This window comes from Spirillospora sp. NPDC046719, from assembly GCF_040645715.1.
In the GTDB taxonomy this organism is placed as follows: domain Bacteria; phylum Actinomycetota; class Actinomycetes; order Streptosporangiales; family Streptosporangiaceae; genus Spirillospora.
In genome coordinates this window covers 1-17707 of record NZ_JBEYYT010000179.1, presented here as the reverse complement: position 1 = coordinate 17707, position 17707 = coordinate 1, and the positions used below count along the sequence as shown (strand labels likewise).

Genomic DNA, 17707 nt, shown 5'->3' with positions numbered 1-17707 from the left:
ACCAGCTCGGCGACCTCAGGCGCCGCGCCGAGGACGCCGAGCTGGTCGTCCACCGCTACGACGAGGCCCTGGCCGCCGCCCGCGCGGCCGGCGGCCGGACCGCCACCGCGGTCTGAGGCACCGGCCGCCGAGCCGCAGACCGCCGCCGCCATTCGACATGGCCCTGCCCTGCTGGGCCCTGCCCGGCACCGGGCAGGGCCCAGCAGGGCCTAGCGGGCTTTCAGCGGGTCAGCAGGACTTCAGCAGCCGGTCCATGACCCGGACGCCGAAGGCGAGGCCGTCGACCGGGACGCGCTCGTCCACGCCGTGGAACAGGCGGGAGTAGTCCAGGTCGTGCGGCATCTTCAGGGCCTTGAAGCCGTAGCAGCGGATGCCGAGCCGCGAGAACGCCTTGGCGTCGGTGCCGCCCGGGTTGCAGTACGGGGCGGGGTACCCGTCCGGGTCCTCGGCGCGCAGGGCCGCGCCCATCGCGTCCACCAGGCGCCCCTCGTAGGGGGTCTCCATCGCGATGTCGCGGTGGATGAACTCGCGGGACACCCCGGGCGCGAGCAGCGCGTCGACCTCGGCGAGGAACGCCTCCTCCTGGCCGGGCAGGAACCGCCCGTCGACCCCGGCGGTGGCCTGGCCCGGGATGACGTTGATCTGGTACCCCGCCTCCATCATGGTCGGGTTGGCGGAGTTGCGCAGCACCACCTCGACCAGGTCGCGGACGTCGGCGCCCATGCGGTCCACGCTGCCCTCGACGTCGTCGGGGTCGAACGGCACGCCGCGCAGGTCGGCGACCGTCTCCAGCAGGCCGCGCACCGCGCCGATCAGGTGCACCGGGAACGTGTGGTGCCCGATGCGGCTGAGCGTGTCGGCGAGGGCCGTCACGGCGTTCCGGTCGTTGGGCGAGGAGCCGTGGCCCGCCCGCCCCCTGGCGACGAGCCGCAGCCACGCCTGCCCGCGCTGGGCGTTCTCGATCGGGTAGAGGCGGCGGGTCGCGTCCAGCGGGTAGGAGAACCCGCCGCCCTCGCCGATCGCCTCGGTGACGCCCTCGAACAGGTCGCGGTGCTCCTCGGCGAGCCACCGGCTGCCGTGCACGCCGCCCGCCTCCTCGTCGGCGAGGAAGGCGAGGACGAGGTCGCGGGCGGGCCGCTCCCCCGTCCGCGCGAACTGCCGCGCGGCCGCCAGATGCACGGCCACGGTGTCCTTCATGTCGATCGCGCCGCGGCCCCACAGGTAGCCGTCGTCGGTGATCTCCCCGGAGAACGGGTGCACCGCCCACTCCGACGGGTCCGCCGGGACCACGTCGAGGTGGCTGTGCAGCAGCAGCGCGTCCGACGCCCGTGCCGGATCCGCTCCCGGGATGCGGGCGATGACGCTGGCCCGCCCCGGCGCGGACTCCAGCAGCGTCGCCTCGACGCCGACGTCGGCGAGCTTCTCCGCCACGTACTCGGCGGCCTTGCGCTCGTCGCTCGTCGGGTTGGAGGTGTCGATCCGGATGAGGTCCCGGCAGAGGTCGGCGACCTCGTCCTCGGCGTTCCCCACGCCTTCTCCCCTTTCGTTGGTCCCGCGCCGGTCAGGAGACGGCGGGCTCGGCCTCGGCGGGCGGCGCCGCGGACGGCGCGGAGGTCTCCATCTCGGCGCTGCCGGTCGCCCGCATCAGCCCGGCGAAGGCCAGCGCGACGTACAGCACCATGGCGGTGATCAGCGAGTTCAGCGCGGGGATGCCCCAGTCCACGAACTTGCCGACGCAGAACGCCGCGAGCCACACGGCCAGCGACCCGGGGATCCAGGTGGGCACCCGGTCGGGCAGCCGCCCGGCCGGGCGGGTGGCGTCCAGCACGCCGCGCCGCCGCCGGGCGATCCAGTACTCGGCGACGATGATGCCGCCGATGGGCGGGATCGCCACGCCGAGCAGGGACAGGAAGTCCTTGAAGTGGTCGAGGAAGCCGACCGCCGACAGGACGGTGCCCGCCACGCCGATCACGACGGTGACGGCGCCGCGGTGCAGCCGCTTCCCGAAGACCGTCCCGGCGAAGTTGACGACGCCGAGCGAGGAGCCGTAGAGGTTCCAGTCGTTGATCTTCATCGTGGCCAGCACGACGATGATCAGCCCGGCGACGCCGGACGTGCTGAGCACGATGTCGGTGACGTCGCTGCTGCCGGCGGCGTGGCCGAGCATGACGCCCGTCATGCCCACGACGTACTCGCTGAGGATCATCGAGCAGGAGCTCTGCAGCAGCACGTGCCAGGGCCTGCGGTTGTAGCGGGTCATGTCCGGGGCGGTGATCGCGCCGGTCATGTAGCCGCCCGCGATGATCGTGGCCGCCGCCGGGATGGAGATGTGCGCGCCGGTCGGCGCGGCGTTCACCAGCTCCGACACCGAGTGGTGGGACAGCTCGGTGCCGACGCTCCAGGCGACGAGCCCGAAGAACAGCGGCACCGCGATCCGCGCCACCCAGATCATGATCTTGAAGCCGTACATCACCAGCAGGGTGAGCACGACCCCGGCGACCACGCACCACAGCCAGGGCGGTCCCCCGGCCAGCCGGCTCATGCTGCTGCCGAAGATGCCGTTCTGGACCCCGAACCAGCCGACCAGGCTGATCCCGATCACCAGGCTGACCAGCGCGGACCCGTTGCGTCCGAAACCGGCGAAGCGGGTCAGCATCGTCATCGACAGGCCCTCGCGCTGCCCGGCGGCGCCGATCGCGAAGATGACGACCTCCAGGATCACCGCGCCGAGCGTGAACGCCCAGAACGCGTCCCAGAACCGCATGCCGACGCCGAGCGTCGCGCCGAGGACGAACTGCGACAGCGACCCGGACTGGGCGAGCCACTGCATCAGCATGGAGCCGAAGCCGTAGCGGCGCGAGCGCGGGACGCGGCTCAGCGCGTAGTCGTCGTTGCCGAGCTTCATGCGGCGTCTCCCGCCCCGAGGGTCTGCAGGTGGGCCAGGGAGCCGTAGCGGGCGACGAGCGCCTCGTACTCGGCCTGGTCGTGGAAGGTCAGCGCGCCCGTCCCGAAGCCCTTGGCGGCCTCGACGGCGAAGCGCGCGGCGGCGGCGATGTCGGTCTCGTGGCTGGCGCCGGTGGCGCAGCCCGGAACCGGCGCGGCCGCGGTGATGGCGAGGCCGACGACCGGCGCCCGCGTGGCGGTGGCGGGCTGCAGGATCGAGTTCAGGTGGTGGACGCCGTTGCCGTAGGGCGTGATGTCCTGGGTGGTGACGGGGAACGTCACGGCGGGCTCGCCGGTCACGACCGCGAGGAGGCCCGCGAGCTGCTCGCTGACGCGCAGCACGTAGCCCTGCCTGACCGTGGGCGACAGCGCCAGCCCGCGGTGGTTGATGAAGGTGTTGCCCTTGGTCGTGTCGATGGACAGCACGGCGTCCATGTCCGGGGTGATCTCGTGCTCGTTCATCGTCGCGATGTCGACCGGGGAGTCCATGAACGGCACCGGGTCGTGCGGCTGGGTGGGGGCGTCCGGGCAGACGTGGGTGGCGATGACCACGTCGCCGTCCAGCACGTCGCCGCGCGAGCGCATCTCCAGCAGCTTGGCCGCCGCGGCGAGCGCCGCCGCCGCGCCGTCGCCGTCGGAGGTGAAGCCGAGGATCTCGGGGCGGGCGCCGATCCCGCCCAGCCGGCCGACGATCCCGAGGGTGGGCGCGTCGCCGCCGCGGGCGCGGCCCCGGCGGCCGGGGACGCGAACGCGCACGAAGTCGGTGGAGCCCTTGTCGCCGTGAACGGTGACGACCTCGGCCCCGGAGCCCTCCGGCCCGGCCGCCCGGTCGAGGAGCTCGGCGACGGACTTGCCGCTCGCCGCGGGATCGTCGAGCCGGTCGATCACGTCGAGTACGTGCTTGAGCATGGACATTACCTCTGCCAACGGGTGAAGAGCGGGGTGTATGCCCAGGTTGCAGCGCTATTATCGAAATAAGCAACTTTGTCCCGCTATTTGCAACGGAGGCCACGGTGCCCGGATGGGGTTTCGGTGCCGACCGCAGCACGCCCAAGGGGCTGCTGCAGACCGCGGACCGGGCGCTGCTCGTCCTGCTCGGATTCGACCGCAACCGCGGGGACTGGGGGGTCACCGAGGTCGCCGAGGAGTTCGGCTGGGACAAGTCCGCCGCGCAGCGGATCCTCGCGACCCTCGCCCACCGCGGGTTCCTCGTCGCCGACCCCGACACCCGCCGCTACCGCATCGGCCCCGCGGCCCTGCACCTCGGCCGCAGCTGGGAGCGGTCGGGGTCGCTGCGGATGCTCGTCACGCCCGTCCTCACCGACCTCAGCATGCGCACCGGCGACACCGCGCTGCTCTCGGTCCCCGACGGCTTCCACATCCGCTGCGTCGCGGCCGTGGACGGCGCGGCCGGGCCGCTGCGCTACTACCCCCTGGTCGACGAGCTGTACCCGGCGCACGCGGGCGCCACCGCCCAGGCCTACTACGCCTTCGTCGCCGAGGACGAGCGGCTGAGGCTGTTCCGCGACCGGCCGATGGCCCGGTTCACCGAGCGGACGCTCACCGACGTCGGCGAGCTGGAGGCCCGCTTCCGGCAGGTGCGCGAGCGCGGCTACGCCTTCACCGCCGGCGAGTACGACGCGCACGTCGCGACGCTCGCCGTCCCCGTGCGGCTGCACGGCGAGCCCTTCGGAAGCCTCAGCCTCGGCGGCCACGAGGACCGCTTCGCCGCCCCGCTCGACCGGCTCCCCGCGCTCCAGCGCGCCGCCGAGCAGGTCGAACGCCTCCTCACCGGATCCCGGCGCTCCTGAAAGGACCCCTTGTGGAACTGCTCCTGCTGTCCAACTCCACCGCCCATGGCCGCTCCTACCTGGAGCACGCCATGGAGGCGGTGACCGCGTTCCTCCCGGCGGGCGGGACGCTCGCGTTCGTCCCGTACGCGCTGGCCGACCACGACGGGTACACCGACACGGTCCGCAAGGCGCTCGAACCCAGGGGCGTCACCGTGCGGGGCGTGCACACCACCGGTGGGCTCGACGGCGCGGACGCGGTCTTCGTCGGCGGCGGCAACTCCTTCCGCCTGCTGCGGGACCTGTACCGGACGGGCCTGCGCGACGCGCTGCGCGAGGCCGTCCCCGGCGGGCTCCCCTACATGGGGGCGAGCGCGGGCACGAACATGGCCTGCCCGACGCTGCGCACCACCAACGACATGCCGATCGTGCAGCCGCCGAGCTTCGCGGCCCTCGGCTTCGTCCCGTTCCAGATCAACCCGCACTACCTGGACCCGCAGCCCGGCAGCACCCACATGGGCGAGACCCGCGAGCAGCGCCTCACCGAGTTCCTGGAGTGCAACGACGTGCCGGTGCTGGGGCTGCGGGAGGGCACCTGGCTGCGGGTGTCGGACGGGACGGCCACGCTGGGCGGGAAGCTGGACGCCCGGCTGTTCCGGCGGGGCGAGGAGCCCCGCGAGCTGCCCGCCGGCTCGGACGCGTCCTGGCTGCTGTCGGCGCCGGCGGCGTTCGACGCCTGACCCGGCCGCGCGGGCGTCCGCCGCGTCACGTTCGGCGCGCCCGGCTCGGGGTATGCGGCCCCGCATGGACGAGCGTGAGGATTCCGGACACGAGCCCGAGACGACGCACGACCGCGACTTCGCGCCGGTGAACCAGGGGTCGGACGCCCGCGGCCGCACCGTTCCCGGCGCCTCCGTCCCGGCGAGCGTGCCGGGCGAGGACCCCGCGGAGCGGGACGCCCGCCGGGGGGACGAGATCAGCGGCACCGGCACGCCCGGCGTGGGCACCGGCCACCCCGACGCGCTGCCGGCCGACGAGGAGGGCGTCCGCGAGGCCGAGCGCGGCGACGACTCCCGCTGACCCGCGGCGACGGCGTTCTGTCCGAGGCGGCCGCTAGGGTCCCGCCGTGCTCGTTCTCTCCCGGCGGGACGTCGAGGAACTGCTCGACGTCGACGCGCTCATCGACTCCCTCGCCCCCGCGATGGCCGACCTCAGCGCCGGCCGCGCGCACGTCCCCGAACGGACGGCCGCGGCCGTCCCGGAGCGGGACGCGCTCCTGCTCGACATGCCGGGCCACGCGCCGTCGGCGGGCGCGCTGGCGAGCAAGCTCGTGTCGGTGTTCCCCGGGAACGCCGGGACGGCGCGGCCCGTGCGGCAGGCGGTGATCGTCGCGTTCGACCCGGCCACCGGGGAGCCCGCCGCGCTGCTCGACGGCACCCACATCACCGCGGTCCGGACCGCCGCGTGCGCGGCGCTGTCCGCGCGGCTGCTGGCCCGCGACGACGCCTCGGTGGTCGCGGTGCTCGGCACCGGTGTCCAGGCGCGGGCGCACGCGATCGCGGTCCCGCGTGTCCGAGACGTCCGGGAGGTCCGCATCGCCGGGCGCGACCACGCCAAGGCCGTGGCGCTCGCGGAGGAGCTGTCGGACGCCGTGGACGCCGACGTGCGCGCCGTCGCGGGCTACGCGGAGGCCGTCGCGGGCGCCGGGATCGTCAGCGCGGCCACCTACGCGGTGGAGCCGGTCGTCCGGCGGGAGTGGCTGGCGCCGGGGACGCACGTCACCTCGATCGGCTACAACCCGCGCGGCCGGGAGGTCGACGACGCGACGATCGCCGACGCCGCGCTGTTCGTGGAGTCCCGCGCGGCGGCCCTGGCGGCCGTCCCACCGAACCTCGACCTGGCCGAGCCGCTGGAGCGCGGCGTCATCACGCCCGCGCACGTGCGGGCCGAGCTGGGCGAGGTGATCGAGGGCACCCGCCCGGGCCGCGCGTCGGAGGAGGAGATCACGCTGTACAAGTCGGTCGGCGTGGTCGTCCAGGACTTGGCCGCCACCGCGCTGGTGCTGCGGGAGGCGCGGCGGCGCGGCGCCGGGACGGAGGTGCGCCTCTGAGCGGACGGCCCGGGGCGCGCGGCGTCGCCGGTCAGGCGTCGGGGCGGCGGTCGCGCCACCACGACGCGACGGCCCGGCGGATCGGCGCGTGGTGCTCGTCGTCCACGATCTTCACGTCGCCCATGAAGGCGTTCGCGGTGACCCGGACGACGGGGATGCGCTCCCCCGGGCAGGGCTCGCGCACCTGGACGCGGCGGTCGCCGAGGAAGGCGTGGCCCATCAGCTCGACCGCCACCCCGTCCGGCACGATGATCTTCACGTCGCCCATCACGGCGGTGGCCGAGATGTGCACCTCGCCGGTCGGGACCTGCGCGCCGCGCAGGTCGAGCTCGACGTCGCCCATCACCGACACCGCCTCCAGCGGGCCGTCGATGCGCCCGACGATGCGCTCCTTGCAGTCCCCCATGACGGCGCTGAACCGCCGCTTCACCTGCGGCGGCGCCGGGTTCGCGCCGGGTGCGCCCATGCCGGGCAGGTCGGCGGTGATGTGCTCCAGGTCGGCGCGGGTGACGGCCGCGTAGGCGGCCTCGGTCCGCTCGGTCAGCTCCTCGAAGGTCAGCCGCCCCTCCACCGAGGCGACCCGCAGCCGCTCGACCACGGCCTCGCGCTCGGCGTCGGAGGCCCGGACCGCCCCGTGAACGGGGGTCGTCCCGGCGGGATCGGCCCCCGGCCCCGCGGGGTGGAGGTCCTCCCGCCGCCGCCGCGGGCGGCTCGGGCACGGCGGCCGCCCCTGCTGCGGACTGGACTGACTCATGGTTCCGAAGTTATGCCCCCGCGCCGCATGGACAATCCGCCGCGCGGACGAGATCGCCCCACCACTTGAGGAGGATGCCCCGGCAGGCGGGGCGGAGGCATGATCGTCCGAGCGGCCGAACGCGGTTCTGTATCCTGCGTCGGGGGACGTCCCCCATGAACCGGCCTCCGCAGCACAGGAGCAGCGCAGTGACCCACGAGGTGTTCAACCAGGTTCCCCCGCTCGCCGGCCACGACCTCGCCGACGACCCCGCCCTGCTGGACGGGCTGGAGCGCGAGGGCGCCGGCTGGGCCGCGCCGGAGGTGCACGAGCTGGGCCTCCTGGCGGGCACCGAGCGCGCCCAGGAGTGGGGCCGCCTCGCCAACGAGAACCCGCCCGTCCTGCGCACCCACGACCGGTACGGGCACCGCGTCGACGAGGTGGAGTTCCACCCGGCGTGGCACGAGCTGATGACCGTCGCGGTGACCCATGGCCTGCACGGCTCCGCCTGGGCGGACCCGCGCGAGGGCGCGCACGTCGCCCGCGCCGCCAAGTTCTACACCTGGCGGGTGGACGCCGGGCACGGCTGCCCGATCTCGATGACGTACGCCGCCGTCCCCGCCCTGCGCCAGGCCCCGGAGCTGGCCGCGCGCTACGAGCCGCTGCTCGCCGAGCCCGAGTACGACTTCGGCCTGCGCGCCCCGCTCACCAAGAACGCGCTGCTCGCGGGCATGTCGATGACGGAGAAGCAGGGCGGCTCGGACGTCCGCGCCAACACCACGCAGGCGACGCCCCAGCCGGACGGGACGTACCGGCTCGTCGGCCACAAGTGGTTCACCAGCGCCCCGATGTGCGACGTGTTCCTCACCCTGGCCCAGGCGCCGGAGGGCCTGACCTGCTTCCTCGTCCCCCGCGTCCTGCCCGACGGCGCGCTCAACCCGCTGCGGCTGATGCGGCTGAAGGACAAGCTCGGCAACAAGTCGAACGCCTCGTCCGAGGTCGAGTACGAGAACGCGGTCGCGTGGCGGGTCGGCGACGAGGGGCGCGGCGTCCGGACCATCATCGAGATGGTCAACATGACCCGGCTGGACTGCGTGATCGGCGCGGCCGCCGGCATGCGGCAGGGCGTCACGACCGCGGTGCACCACGCCGCGCACCGCAAGGCGTTCGGCGCGTACCTCGTCGACCAGCCGCTGATGCGCAACGTCCTCGCCGACCTCGCGGTCGAGTCGGAGGCCGCCACGGTCCTGATGACGCGGCTCGCCGGCGCGACGGACCGCTCGGTGCGCGGCGACGCGTCCGAGGCGGCGTTCAAGCGGCTCGGCCTGGCGGTCAGCAAGTACTGGGTCTGCAAGCGGTGGCCGGCGCACGCCGCCGAGGCCCTCGAATGCCTCGGCGGCAACGGCTACGTCGAGGAGTCGGGGATGCCGCGCCTGTTCCGCGAGTCGCCGCTGAACTCGATCTGGGAGGGCTCGGGCAACGTCGCCGCGCTCGATCTCCTGCGTGCGACGCTACGCGAGCCGCAGACGCTGGAGGCGTTCTTCGGTGAGGTCGAGCTCGCCCGCGGCGCCGACCCGCGCCTCGACGCCGCCGTCCAGGACGCCAAGGACGCCTTCGCCGACACCGCCACGATCGAGTACCGCGCCCGCCGCGTCGCCGAGCGCCTCGCACTCATCCTCCAAGCATCGCTGCTGGTTAGGCACGGTCACCCGGCCGTAGCCGACGCCTTCTGCGCCACCCGCCTGTCGGGCGACTGGGGCGCCGCCTTCGGCACTCTCCCGCCCGGCCTCGACCTGGCCCCCATCATCGACCGCGCCACCCCGAAACTCGGCTGAGCCCGCACTCAGAAATCCCCGTTCGGAGACGCCCCAGCGCAGCCTGCCGCACGTCGCCGGCCTCCTGCCCTGCCGAGAGCGGCCTGCGCCAACCGGAGGCATCGTTCGCTGCACGCCTAAGCCCGTTCGATGGCACCGTAGATGCCACTAGGGAAGGGCAGCTATGACCTCTTACGCCTTCGACGAGGACCGTCATGCAATCGTCGCGGTACGGGAAACCGGCTCGGGTTGCACCGCCTCCACCTTGGCCGAGCTCGCCCGCGATATTTCAGGCGACGCGATCGGGCACCTCGCTCAGGCCATGACCCGGTTGTCGGCCCAGGTTTGGCGCACCTACACCCACCCCGCCTCCGCCGCAGACGAGCAAGAGGTCAACACCGAGGGCTGGCGACGCGCGCAGCACCGGAAGGCGTTCACGACCGTGGAGAAGGCGCTCGCCCAGCCGAACCTGCCCTCCGACGGCATGCTGGACGTGTCGTACAACCCGGTCGAGGAGAGCGCCCACCGCGTCGGCCGCGTCCTGCACGACATCAACAACGCCGACCTGAGCACGCGGGTCATGGCCGAAGTGCGTGCCGAACTGGACGCCATCGAACAGGCCGAACTAGGCGATCTCACCGGTCGCGCTCGCCAAGCCCTGGCTCTCACTCGCGCCGACGCCTCACCCGCCCAGGTCCAAGCCGCCGACAAGATTCTCCACGCGAACCCGTTCGGCAACCCGAGCCTGTTCACCGAGATCGAGCCCGCGGCCGCAGCCATAGCAGCGGCGCACTGGCTTCAAGCCGCCGCCGACGTCACCACCGAGGCAACCGGCTACGCGACCACGGAGATCGTTCAGGAAGCCGACAATATCGAGGCCCTCGCACACGAGACCCCGACCATCGTGCTCGAACACCTCGAACTCGGCCTCAGCCCGTACGAGACGGTCACCACCCTGATCCGCGGCGCCATGACCGTCGCCGAAGGCAAAATCCCCGATCTCAGCGAACTCCTCGAGAACATCACCCAAGTCGAGATGCTCGCCCAGCAGCATCAGGACCCAGGCCTGCGCCTAGCACTGCTCAAAGAGCTGCGCACCACCCCCCTGGACCCCAAACGCCCCGCGCACGACCTCTTGGAGGACATCCTCGACGGCATCCGCGGCTGCTGGCTCATCTACCAGGAAGACGCCCCAGAAGACGACGACTTTGTCGACGAAGTACGAGCGGAAGCCAACGCCAAACGCGACCGTCTCACCTAACCCTCAAGCGACCGGCCTCTTATCACCGACGCAGCACCCTCCGTTCACACGACGCGACGCCCCGCCGTCATGCCCGAGATCAACTCGGTCGCCTCGACCGTCCTCGCGGAATACGTCGCCTCCGCGGCGGCGATCGCCAACGTCCGTCTCCTAGGACGGTGGGACGCGCGTGCAGGGCGGTCACAGGGATCTCGCGATCAGCTCCTTCATGAGCTCGTTGGCGCCGCCGTAGATCCGTTGCGCCCGCGCATCGGCGTACATGCGGGCGATCGGGTAGTCGCGCATGTAGCCGTAGCCGCCGAACAGCTGCAGGCAGCGGTCGATGACCTGGCATTGCATGTCGGTGAGCCAGTACTTGGCCATCGCGGCCGTGGCGCCGTCGAGCCGGCCGGCCAGGTGCCGCTGGACGCAGTCGTCGAGGAAGACCCGGCCGACCCTGGTGAGAGCGGCGCACTCGGCGAGCTCGAAGCGGGTGGGGCGCGATCCGTCCTGTTCCCATGCGCGCGTCCTGGTCAGCACCGCCGGCCATGCGCCGGCGACGCTGAGCGGCCGGCGCCGTGCGCTCCGGATCGATGTGCTGGACACCGCACGGCCGCCGCCGCCGGTGCCGTGTCACCGTCCGGCCGCGTTCATGGAGCGCTGGCGAGGCCGTCCAGAGCGAGGGTGATGAGGCGGTCGGCCGCGGCGGCCGACAGGTCTTCGCGAAGTGCCGCGGCGGCGGTGGTCAGCGCCGTGATGTCCGCGCCGGTCGCGTCGGGACGGACGGTGCCCGACGCGCGGGCCAGGGCGACGAGGCGGTCGCCGATACCCGCCATTCGCAGGCAGGAGTCGTGCAGCTCCGATGCCTCGTCGTCCAGCCCGCCGGCCAGCAGCGAGGCCAGGCCGCTGTAGGTGGCGGCGTGCTCGGTGACGGCCCGCACCCACGTCGCCAGGGCATCAGGGTTGTTCTCGGCGACGAGCCGGTCGCCGAGCTCGAACAGGGCTTCATTGCGTTCCCGCAGCAGCGCGCCGACCAGTGCGCGGCGGGTCGGGAAGTGGCCGTAGAGCGTGCCGATGGCCACGCCCGCGCCGCGCGCGATGCTCTCCAGACTGGCACCGACCCCGCGCTCGGCGAAGGCGGAGTCGGCCTCGGCCAGCAGGCGCTCGTAGTTGCGCCGGGCATCGGCCCGCGGCCGGCGGGTGGTGCTCATGCGTCCTCCTCCTTGTAATTCGAGGCCCCCTCGATATAAGTTTCCGAGGCTGCCTCAGTTTAAGGGCCGCGCATTCGGCGCGCACGTGGAAGGACGCTCATGATTCTGGTCACCGGAGCCACCGGCTCCATCGGCACTCACCTCGTCCGGTTGCTGCTCGACCGCGGCGTCCCCTTCCGGGCGCTGGTCCGAGACCCTGCCAAGGGACAGGCCCTCGGCTGCGATTACGTCGTGGGCAGTTTCGACGACCCCGGCTCGCTCGCCACCGCCATGAAGGGGGTGGACCGGCTGTTCCTCAACACCGCCGGCGCTCAGCCGGTGGCCGACGGCGAGCAGCCGATGATCCGCCAGCAACGGGCGGCCATCGACGCCGCTCGCGTCGCCGGGGTGACCCGGGTGGTGAAGGTCTCGGTCTGGCACGCTCACCGGGGCGGGCGGCTGGCCGAAGGCGCGCACTGGGAGATCGAGCAGTACCTCAAGGCGTCCGGGCTGGGTTGGACGATCCTGCAGCCGAGCGGGTTCATGCAGAACTTCGTCACCGGAGCGGGCACCTTCACCGCCGAGGGCGGGCTCGTCGGCGCGTACGGCGACGCCGGCGTGTCCTACGTCGACTGCCAGGACATCGCCGCCTGCGCGGCCACGCTCCTGACCGGGACGGCGGGCCTCGGCGAGACCTATGTGCTCACCGGCCCCCAGAGCCTCACCCACGCCGACGTCGCCCGCGAGATCTCCACCGTCCTGGGCCGTTCCGTCGCGCATGTCGAGCTGTCGCCGGACGAACTGGCCGCGTCGCTGCGAGCCCAGGGCCTACCCGCCGGGTTCGCCGACGACCTCGCCGAACTGTGCCGCGAGGTGGCGACGGGTTCCCTGGCGGCCACCACGACCACAGTGCGCGAACTGACCGGCCGCGAACCCCGCACGTTCGCCCGGTTCCTGGCCGACAACACCGCCGCGCTACGCGCAGGCCTGCTCGCCGCGACGCGCTGAACGAGCAGGAGCCTGGGGCTGCGGGTCCGAAGACCACGACCCGCGCCCGAGCTGCATGGACGGCTGGCGGCAGACCTGAACGGGGACCCCTGGACAACCAGGGGCCTTGTTGCCGTTAGCGGTCGAAGACGGCCCCGACGAGCTCGGCGACCTGGCTTGACCGGCCCGGAAGTAACGCCCGGCGGTGGCCACCGAGGCGCGGTCGAGGAGGTATCGCACCTGCGCCGCTTGTGCTGCGGACGATCCCCGCGCCTGCGGGGAGCGAGCCGGCGCGAGCTCAGCGTGATCGCGCCGTCCACCGACACCATGCAGGTCCCGCTGCCGGGTGCGGCAGGCGGCGCAGCGCCGACCGCGCTGCGAGGCGAACCGCGACTCCGTGGCTCAGGGGAAGGCGACCGGGTCGTAGTCGGTCGGGTCGGGGCAGTGGTCCTCGAACCAGCGGCAGACCTTCCAATTCCACTCCCACAGGCGGTGGGGGTCGGTGCAGAAGAGGGCGTAGGTCTCGGCGATCAGTTCCGCGTCGGACCGCTCGGCATAGCGGGTGATGGGCGTGAAGCCGAACCGGCGGGCCATGTCGCCGAAGTCCCGGGCCAGCCTCGACTTCCTGAGGATGTCGAGGACGGGGCCGGTGAGCGCGTTGGTGAGCGCCTCGGTGAGCGTTCCGGCCTGCGCGCACTCGGGGAGGGCGTCGCTGCCGGTCACCGCCGTCGCCGCCGTCATGAGCTCGCCCATGGTCTGCCGCATGGCCGTCTGCGCCGTCGCGAGCCCCTGCTTCGCGGTGACGATCCCGCCGGTGTCGCAGGTCTCCAGCGCGACGCACAAGACCTCGACGGCGCGGGCATACGCCTGCTCGGCGGAGGGGTAGACCTGGATCGCCTCCGTCCATGGCCTCAACGGCCTCCGGTAGGAGAGCTTCGAGGTGTAGACGTCCTTCAGCTTCCGCGCGAGGGCGGAGGCGTCGCGGTAGGCCGTGGCGCGGCCGGCCTCCCACGACCGCCTGGCCAGGTGCGGGGGCAGCTGCCCGATCGCGTGCCCCATCTCGTGCAGCACCTCGAACTCGCAGACCGGCCCGGCGTCGCCCGGCGCGCCGCAGCAGCTGAGCCCCTGGTGGTCGAAGATCGGCTGGTAGACGTGCAGGTGCGGCGGGTCGGGCAGAGGGCGCTCCTGGGCCGGGTCGTACGTCCTGCTGAGCCCGGCGTGATAGGCCCCCACGTGCAGTAGCGAGGCGCCGACCGGCCTCGGCGGCACCGCACCGCGGATCAGCGCCGTCCCCGCGAGCCGGCTGCGGCCGTGCGCCGGGAGCCGCGACAGCGCGCCCGCCGTCAGCGCGATCTCGGCGGGCCGCCACTCGGCGTCCCCCTGCCCCTCGATCCCGGTGAGCCCGTAGGCGGTGATCAGCTCGGCCTTCATCGCGTCCGCTCCCCGCGCGGAGACGAACCGGGCCGGGTTGCGGTCGGTCGATGCTCCGAGCCGTTCGGCGCGGACCACCCGATCGCCGTCGACCGAGATCTCGTAGTGGACCGGGCCGCCGGCGCAGGCGACGGTGACCTGCCAGGTCCAGCCGGCCGGCGACCAGGTGGGGTCGTCGTCGAAGGCGGCGTAGCACAGCCGGAGCATGTCGTTCAGCACGTCCCGCTGCTCGTCCTCGGGGACGAAGTCGAGCACGGCCGTGTAGCCGCTCACCGCCAGCGTTTCGACCGGGTCGGACCTGGGCTCCAGCGCCGGCAGCGCCGCCTTGAACAGCTTGCCCTGCGTGCTCCCGCCTTCGGTGAGGGCGTGGACGGCCCTTCGCCGCAGCGAGTTCAGCGGCCTGCTCTGGAACTCGTCGGTGTCGGTGAGCGCGCGCACCCGCACGACGCCCAGCGCGTCGGGGCCGACGGTGACCGCGCACCGCCTGATGCCGCGCAGGATCCGCGGCCGCTGCGTGGACGGCGCATACTTGACCACCAGCCCGAGGTATCGGGCGTACAGCTCCGACCACAGCAGGGTCAGCTCCGCCGCCTCGCGCTCGCTCGGCGTCACGCCCGCCAGCTCCGCCGACGTGATGGGGCACAGTTCGATCCAGTCGGCCGCGAAAGCCCCCAGCGCGGCTGGGTCGCTCTTCTGCCCTTGCGCGGTGATGACCCGGTCGAGCAGGCCCTTCGCCGTCCGCAGCCGCTCCATCCGCGCCACGTGCGTGCGCGGTCCCCGCGCCCGCCGCCGCACCTGCTCCACCTCGACGGCCAGGTCATGTACGGGCGACGACGGATACATGGATCTCCTCGGCCTACGACGACCCTGCGGCCCTTACGACGCTAGGTCACTTCACCGTCCCTCGCCAGCACAGGGACGACCGAAACCCCGCCGAAGGCCGAGGTCGCGCTGGTTCGGGCGCGGGCCGGGTATGCCGACCGGCTGCAGTGATGAGTTACCGCGCCGGCGGGAGACCTCCGGGGGGGCGGTCGACGTTCCGGGCCTACGCCAGTGCGGCCACGGACATCGACGGGCTCGCCGCACTGCTGCGCGACCATTCCGGGGCGGCCGCCCACGGTAACCTGAACACAGGTGTGCGAGCTGGATGTCGTATCGCCCGTTCAGGATCATCGGCATCGGCGCCGGCGTTGGAGGAGGCGACTGTGGCGAGGGCGTCGGACAGCACCGGCACCGAGGCTCCGCGAGCGCGGCGCGCGGACGCCCGCCGCAACGCCGAGGCGATCCTCGACGCCGCCGTCGCATGCCTCGCCCGCGATCCCGACGCGAGCGTCGTCGACATCGCCGCGAGCGCGGGCGTCGGGCGTGTCACGCTCTACGGCCACTTCAAGACCCGCGGCGAGCTGATCGACGCGGCTCTGGTGCGCACGGTCCGGCATGCCGACGAGGTTCTCGACGCGACCGACACCGCCGGCGATCCGGTCGAGGCGTTCACCCGTCTGGTGGCCGCCTCGTGGCAGATCGTGGATCAGTTCGGCAACATCCTGCTGGCCGCGCAGCGCGAGCTTCCCGCGGAGCGCATCCGCGGCGTGCACGACCGCGTCCTGCGTCGCATCCGGTCCGTCATCCAACGAGGACGGTCCACGGGCGCCTTCCGCACGGACCTGCCGATGCGGTGGATGGTCACCACCGTCTTCAGCCTCGTTCACGCCGGGGCCGAGGACGCCGCCGCCGGGCGGGTGAAGGCCGACCAGGTCGCCGGCCTCATCACCACCACGCTGCTCGCGGCCTTCACCGCGCCCGGGGCGGCGGTCCCCGCGCCTCACGACTGAACGCCTTCGGGCGCCGTCGACGCGAGGATCGGGAAGGGCTCCGAGCCCCGCGGCCAAGGCGGTCACGCTCGGACGGCCTCGTCCGCGGCGGGCCGATGGATCTGGCCGCCGGTGCGGCCGAGCAGGACGTATCCGAGCGCGAACGGCGCGGCGCCGGCGATCTCGATGACCGACGTGAACGACGAATGCGGCCCGAGGCCCATCAGCGACACCGTGCCGCCGAGCGCGTACACGATGCCGCCGAAGCCGAGCAGCAGCCCGGTCCAGCCCCGGCCGTTGCGGCGGAGCAGCAGGGCGAGCAGGAGGTACCCCAGGGGGAACAGGACGTTGGCGGCCAGCACGATGGTGCCGCTCTCGAAGTCGATGTCCGCGGAGGTGTGCACGCGCTCGGGCGCGTACATCGCCGTCGCCGGGTTGTGGCTGCCGTCGAAGACGATCAGCCCGAACCACAGCATGGTGCCGACCAGCGCGGTCAGGACCGCGAGAAGCCCGCCACTGGTGAGCCGGCGCGTGCCGAGAGCCAGGACGCCGGCGAGGCACACCGCCAGGATCAGCAGGGCGATGGCCTCCAGCGTGTGCGTGAAGATGTACCAGTCGGCGTCCGACGCGATGTCGTGCCCGTCGCGGGCCGGATGCAGGATGACGGTGAGCAGGAAGAACGGCCCGCCGATGAGTCCGGTCACCTTCGCCACGGACCGCAGGAAACGCGTGTCGGTCCCGACGTCCGGTCTGGGAATGGTCGGGGCGTTCTGCGCCGGGTAGGTGCTCATGGACTTTCTTCCCCTCTTGCTGTGCCGGTCGGATCGAGGTCGCGCCGACCGTCGGGCTCGCCGACCCCGGTCCGTCGAGACCTCCAGCGGCGAGGGATCCGCTACGGCCGCTCCTCTCGCCTCCACCACAACTCGAACAGCCGTGTTTGAATTTGCAGGCTAGCATAACTCGTACAGCCCTGTCTTAGTTAGTTCCGGGCGGCAGGTCCGATCCGGAACCGGCCGCCTCGGACGCCGGGTCCGGCCGGCGCCGGGCACGCCCGTTGACGCCCCGCCGGGCATGGTGGCGAGCGCCGCGCCCATGGCGATCAGTAGAACCACCCCCGACCGGCGGCCGGTACGAGCCCCGGTTCGTCCACTCTTCGAGTGACCGTCCACTGCGAAAGGAGCAGGTCATGGACATCAGGACACTCGCGCGGTCCGGGGCCGCCGGCACGCTGGTGCTCGCGCTGGACGTGCTGACCCTGCTGGTCGTGCCGGCCATGCTCGCCGTCGCTCGGCTGGCCCGGCGGGGCGCGCCGCGGCCGGCGGCTGGATCGCCGGCGCGGGATGGCCGGCGGGAGTGGTCGGGCTCCTGCCGCTGGACGCCGCGCTGTGGCGGTCCCGCGCCGTCCCCCGGTCCGCGGGGCTGCTCGTCGGGATCACTCCGCTGATCCACCTGGCGTCGCACATCGCCGGCTCGCCCGCCGTGGACGACGTGGCGAGCGTGACGATGCCGGCCGGGTTCGCGATCTGCGCGGCCGCCGTCGTCCGGCTGCCCGACGGGGACTAGGACGCGCCGCCGGCCGGAGGGCGCCGTCGCCCGCGGAGGCGGCGGCGGACGCCCCTCTGGCGGCCGGGCCCGCAAGTGGCGCCAATCGCGGCCCT

General features: G+C 73.0%; 17 protein-coding genes. 9 read left to right on the top strand and 8 right to left on the bottom strand.

The window, feature by feature from the left end; genetic code table 11:
- Window positions 1-228: 228 nt before the first annotated feature.
- The 3 genes from ABZ914_RS27480 to ABZ914_RS27470 are packed head-to-tail and all read right to left on the bottom strand — an operon-like array spanning window position 229 to window position 3852.
- A complete protein-coding gene (locus tag ABZ914_RS27480) occupies window positions 229-1530 on the bottom strand; it encodes a M20/M25/M40 family metallo-hydrolase (RefSeq protein ID WP_500196738.1) in 1302 nt (433 codons plus the stop codon).
- A gap of 31 nt (window positions 1531-1561) precedes the next feature.
- Window positions 1562-2905, bottom strand: coding sequence for a cytosine permease (locus tag ABZ914_RS27475; RefSeq protein ID WP_500196737.1), 1344 nt, complete (start codon window positions 2903-2905; stop codon window positions 1562-1564).
- Entirely contained in the window at window positions 2902-3852 is a 951-nt protein-coding gene (locus ABZ914_RS27470; RefSeq protein ID WP_500196736.1) for a DUF1177 domain-containing protein, read from the bottom strand. Before ABZ914_RS27470 ends, ABZ914_RS27475 begins: the two co-directional genes overlap by 4 nt.
- A gap of 104 nt (window positions 3853-3956) precedes the next feature.
- Here ABZ914_RS27470 and ABZ914_RS27465 point away from each other — a divergent pair, with 104 nt between their 5' ends.
- From ABZ914_RS27465 to ABZ914_RS27450, 4 genes are all read left to right on the top strand, one after another.
- Window positions 3957-4754, top strand: coding sequence for an IclR family transcriptional regulator (locus ABZ914_RS27465; protein WP_500196735.1), 798 nt, complete (start codon window positions 3957-3959; stop codon window positions 4752-4754).
- 11 nt (window positions 4755-4765) lie between these two features.
- Window positions 4766-5473, top strand: a complete 708-nt coding sequence (gene pepE, locus ABZ914_RS27460; protein ID WP_500196734.1) for a dipeptidase PepE — start codon at window positions 4766-4768, stop codon at window positions 5471-5473.
- A gap of 64 nt (window positions 5474-5537) precedes the next feature.
- Window positions 5538-5813 (top strand): hypothetical protein, encoded by a 276-nt coding sequence (locus ABZ914_RS27455; RefSeq protein WP_500196733.1) that lies wholly within the window; start codon window positions 5538-5540, stop codon window positions 5811-5813.
- A 46-nt stretch (window positions 5814-5859) separates the two neighbouring features.
- Window positions 5860-6843, top strand: a complete 984-nt coding sequence (locus ABZ914_RS27450) for an ornithine cyclodeaminase family protein (protein ID WP_500196732.1) — start codon at window positions 5860-5862, stop codon at window positions 6841-6843.
- Between the two features lie 31 nt (window positions 6844-6874).
- Here the strand turns inward: ABZ914_RS27450 and ABZ914_RS27445 are convergent, their stop codons facing one another.
- Entirely contained in the window at window positions 6875-7597 is a 723-nt protein-coding gene (locus ABZ914_RS27445) for a DUF1707 SHOCT-like domain-containing protein (protein WP_500196731.1), read from the bottom strand.
- A 155-nt stretch (window positions 7598-7752) separates the two neighbouring features.
- Between ABZ914_RS27445 and ABZ914_RS27440 the strand changes: the two genes are divergently transcribed.
- Both ABZ914_RS27440 and ABZ914_RS27435 read left to right on the top strand, forming a co-directional pair.
- On the top strand, window positions 7753-9411 hold the full coding sequence (locus ABZ914_RS27440) for an acyl-CoA dehydrogenase family protein (protein WP_500196730.1): 1659 nt from the start codon (window positions 7753-7755) through the stop codon (window positions 9409-9411).
- A gap of 163 nt (window positions 9412-9574) precedes the next feature.
- Window positions 9575-10651, top strand: coding sequence for a hypothetical protein (locus ABZ914_RS27435; protein WP_500196729.1), 1077 nt, complete (start codon window positions 9575-9577; stop codon window positions 10649-10651).
- 180 nt (window positions 10652-10831) lie between these two features.
- On the opposite strand, the gene ABZ914_RS27430 is transcribed toward ABZ914_RS27435, so the two are convergent.
- Together ABZ914_RS27430 and ABZ914_RS27425 are read right to left on the bottom strand one after the other, a co-directional pair.
- Window positions 10832-11170: an acyl-CoA dehydrogenase family protein gene (locus ABZ914_RS27430; RefSeq protein WP_500196728.1), complete on the bottom strand. Its 339-nt coding sequence runs from the start codon at window positions 11168-11170 to the stop codon at window positions 10832-10834.
- 110 nt (window positions 11171-11280) lie between these two features.
- Complete coding sequence (locus ABZ914_RS27425; RefSeq protein ID WP_500196727.1) at window positions 11281-11841, bottom strand: TetR/AcrR family transcriptional regulator; 561 nt, start codon at window positions 11839-11841, stop codon at window positions 11281-11283.
- 99 nt (window positions 11842-11940) lie between these two features.
- Between ABZ914_RS27425 and ABZ914_RS27420 the strand changes: the two genes are divergently transcribed.
- Entirely contained in the window at window positions 11941-12828 is an 888-nt protein-coding gene (locus tag ABZ914_RS27420) for an SDR family oxidoreductase (RefSeq protein ID WP_500196726.1), read from the top strand.
- A gap of 381 nt (window positions 12829-13209) precedes the next feature.
- Here ABZ914_RS27420 and ABZ914_RS27415 read toward each other — a convergent pair whose 3' ends face one another.
- Window positions 13210-15081: a hypothetical protein gene (locus tag ABZ914_RS27415; RefSeq protein WP_500196725.1), complete on the bottom strand. Its 1872-nt coding sequence runs from the start codon at window positions 15079-15081 to the stop codon at window positions 13210-13212.
- 362 nt (window positions 15082-15443) lie between these two features.
- Between ABZ914_RS27415 and ABZ914_RS27410 the strand changes: the two genes are divergently transcribed.
- Entirely contained in the window at window positions 15444-16070 is a 627-nt protein-coding gene (locus ABZ914_RS27410; RefSeq protein WP_500196724.1) for a TetR/AcrR family transcriptional regulator, read from the top strand.
- Window positions 16071-16132: 62 nt separating this feature from the next.
- Here the strand turns inward: ABZ914_RS27410 and ABZ914_RS27405 are convergent, their stop codons facing one another.
- On the bottom strand, window positions 16133-16840 hold the full coding sequence (locus ABZ914_RS27405) for a hypothetical protein (protein ID WP_500196723.1): 708 nt from the start codon (window positions 16838-16840) through the stop codon (window positions 16133-16135).
- Window positions 16841-17402: 562 nt separating this feature from the next.
- Here ABZ914_RS27405 and ABZ914_RS27400 point away from each other — a divergent pair.
- On the top strand, window positions 17403-17612 hold the full coding sequence (locus tag ABZ914_RS27400) for a hypothetical protein (RefSeq protein WP_500196722.1): 210 nt from the start codon (window positions 17403-17405) through the stop codon (window positions 17610-17612).
- Window positions 17613-17707 lie beyond the last annotated feature (95 nt).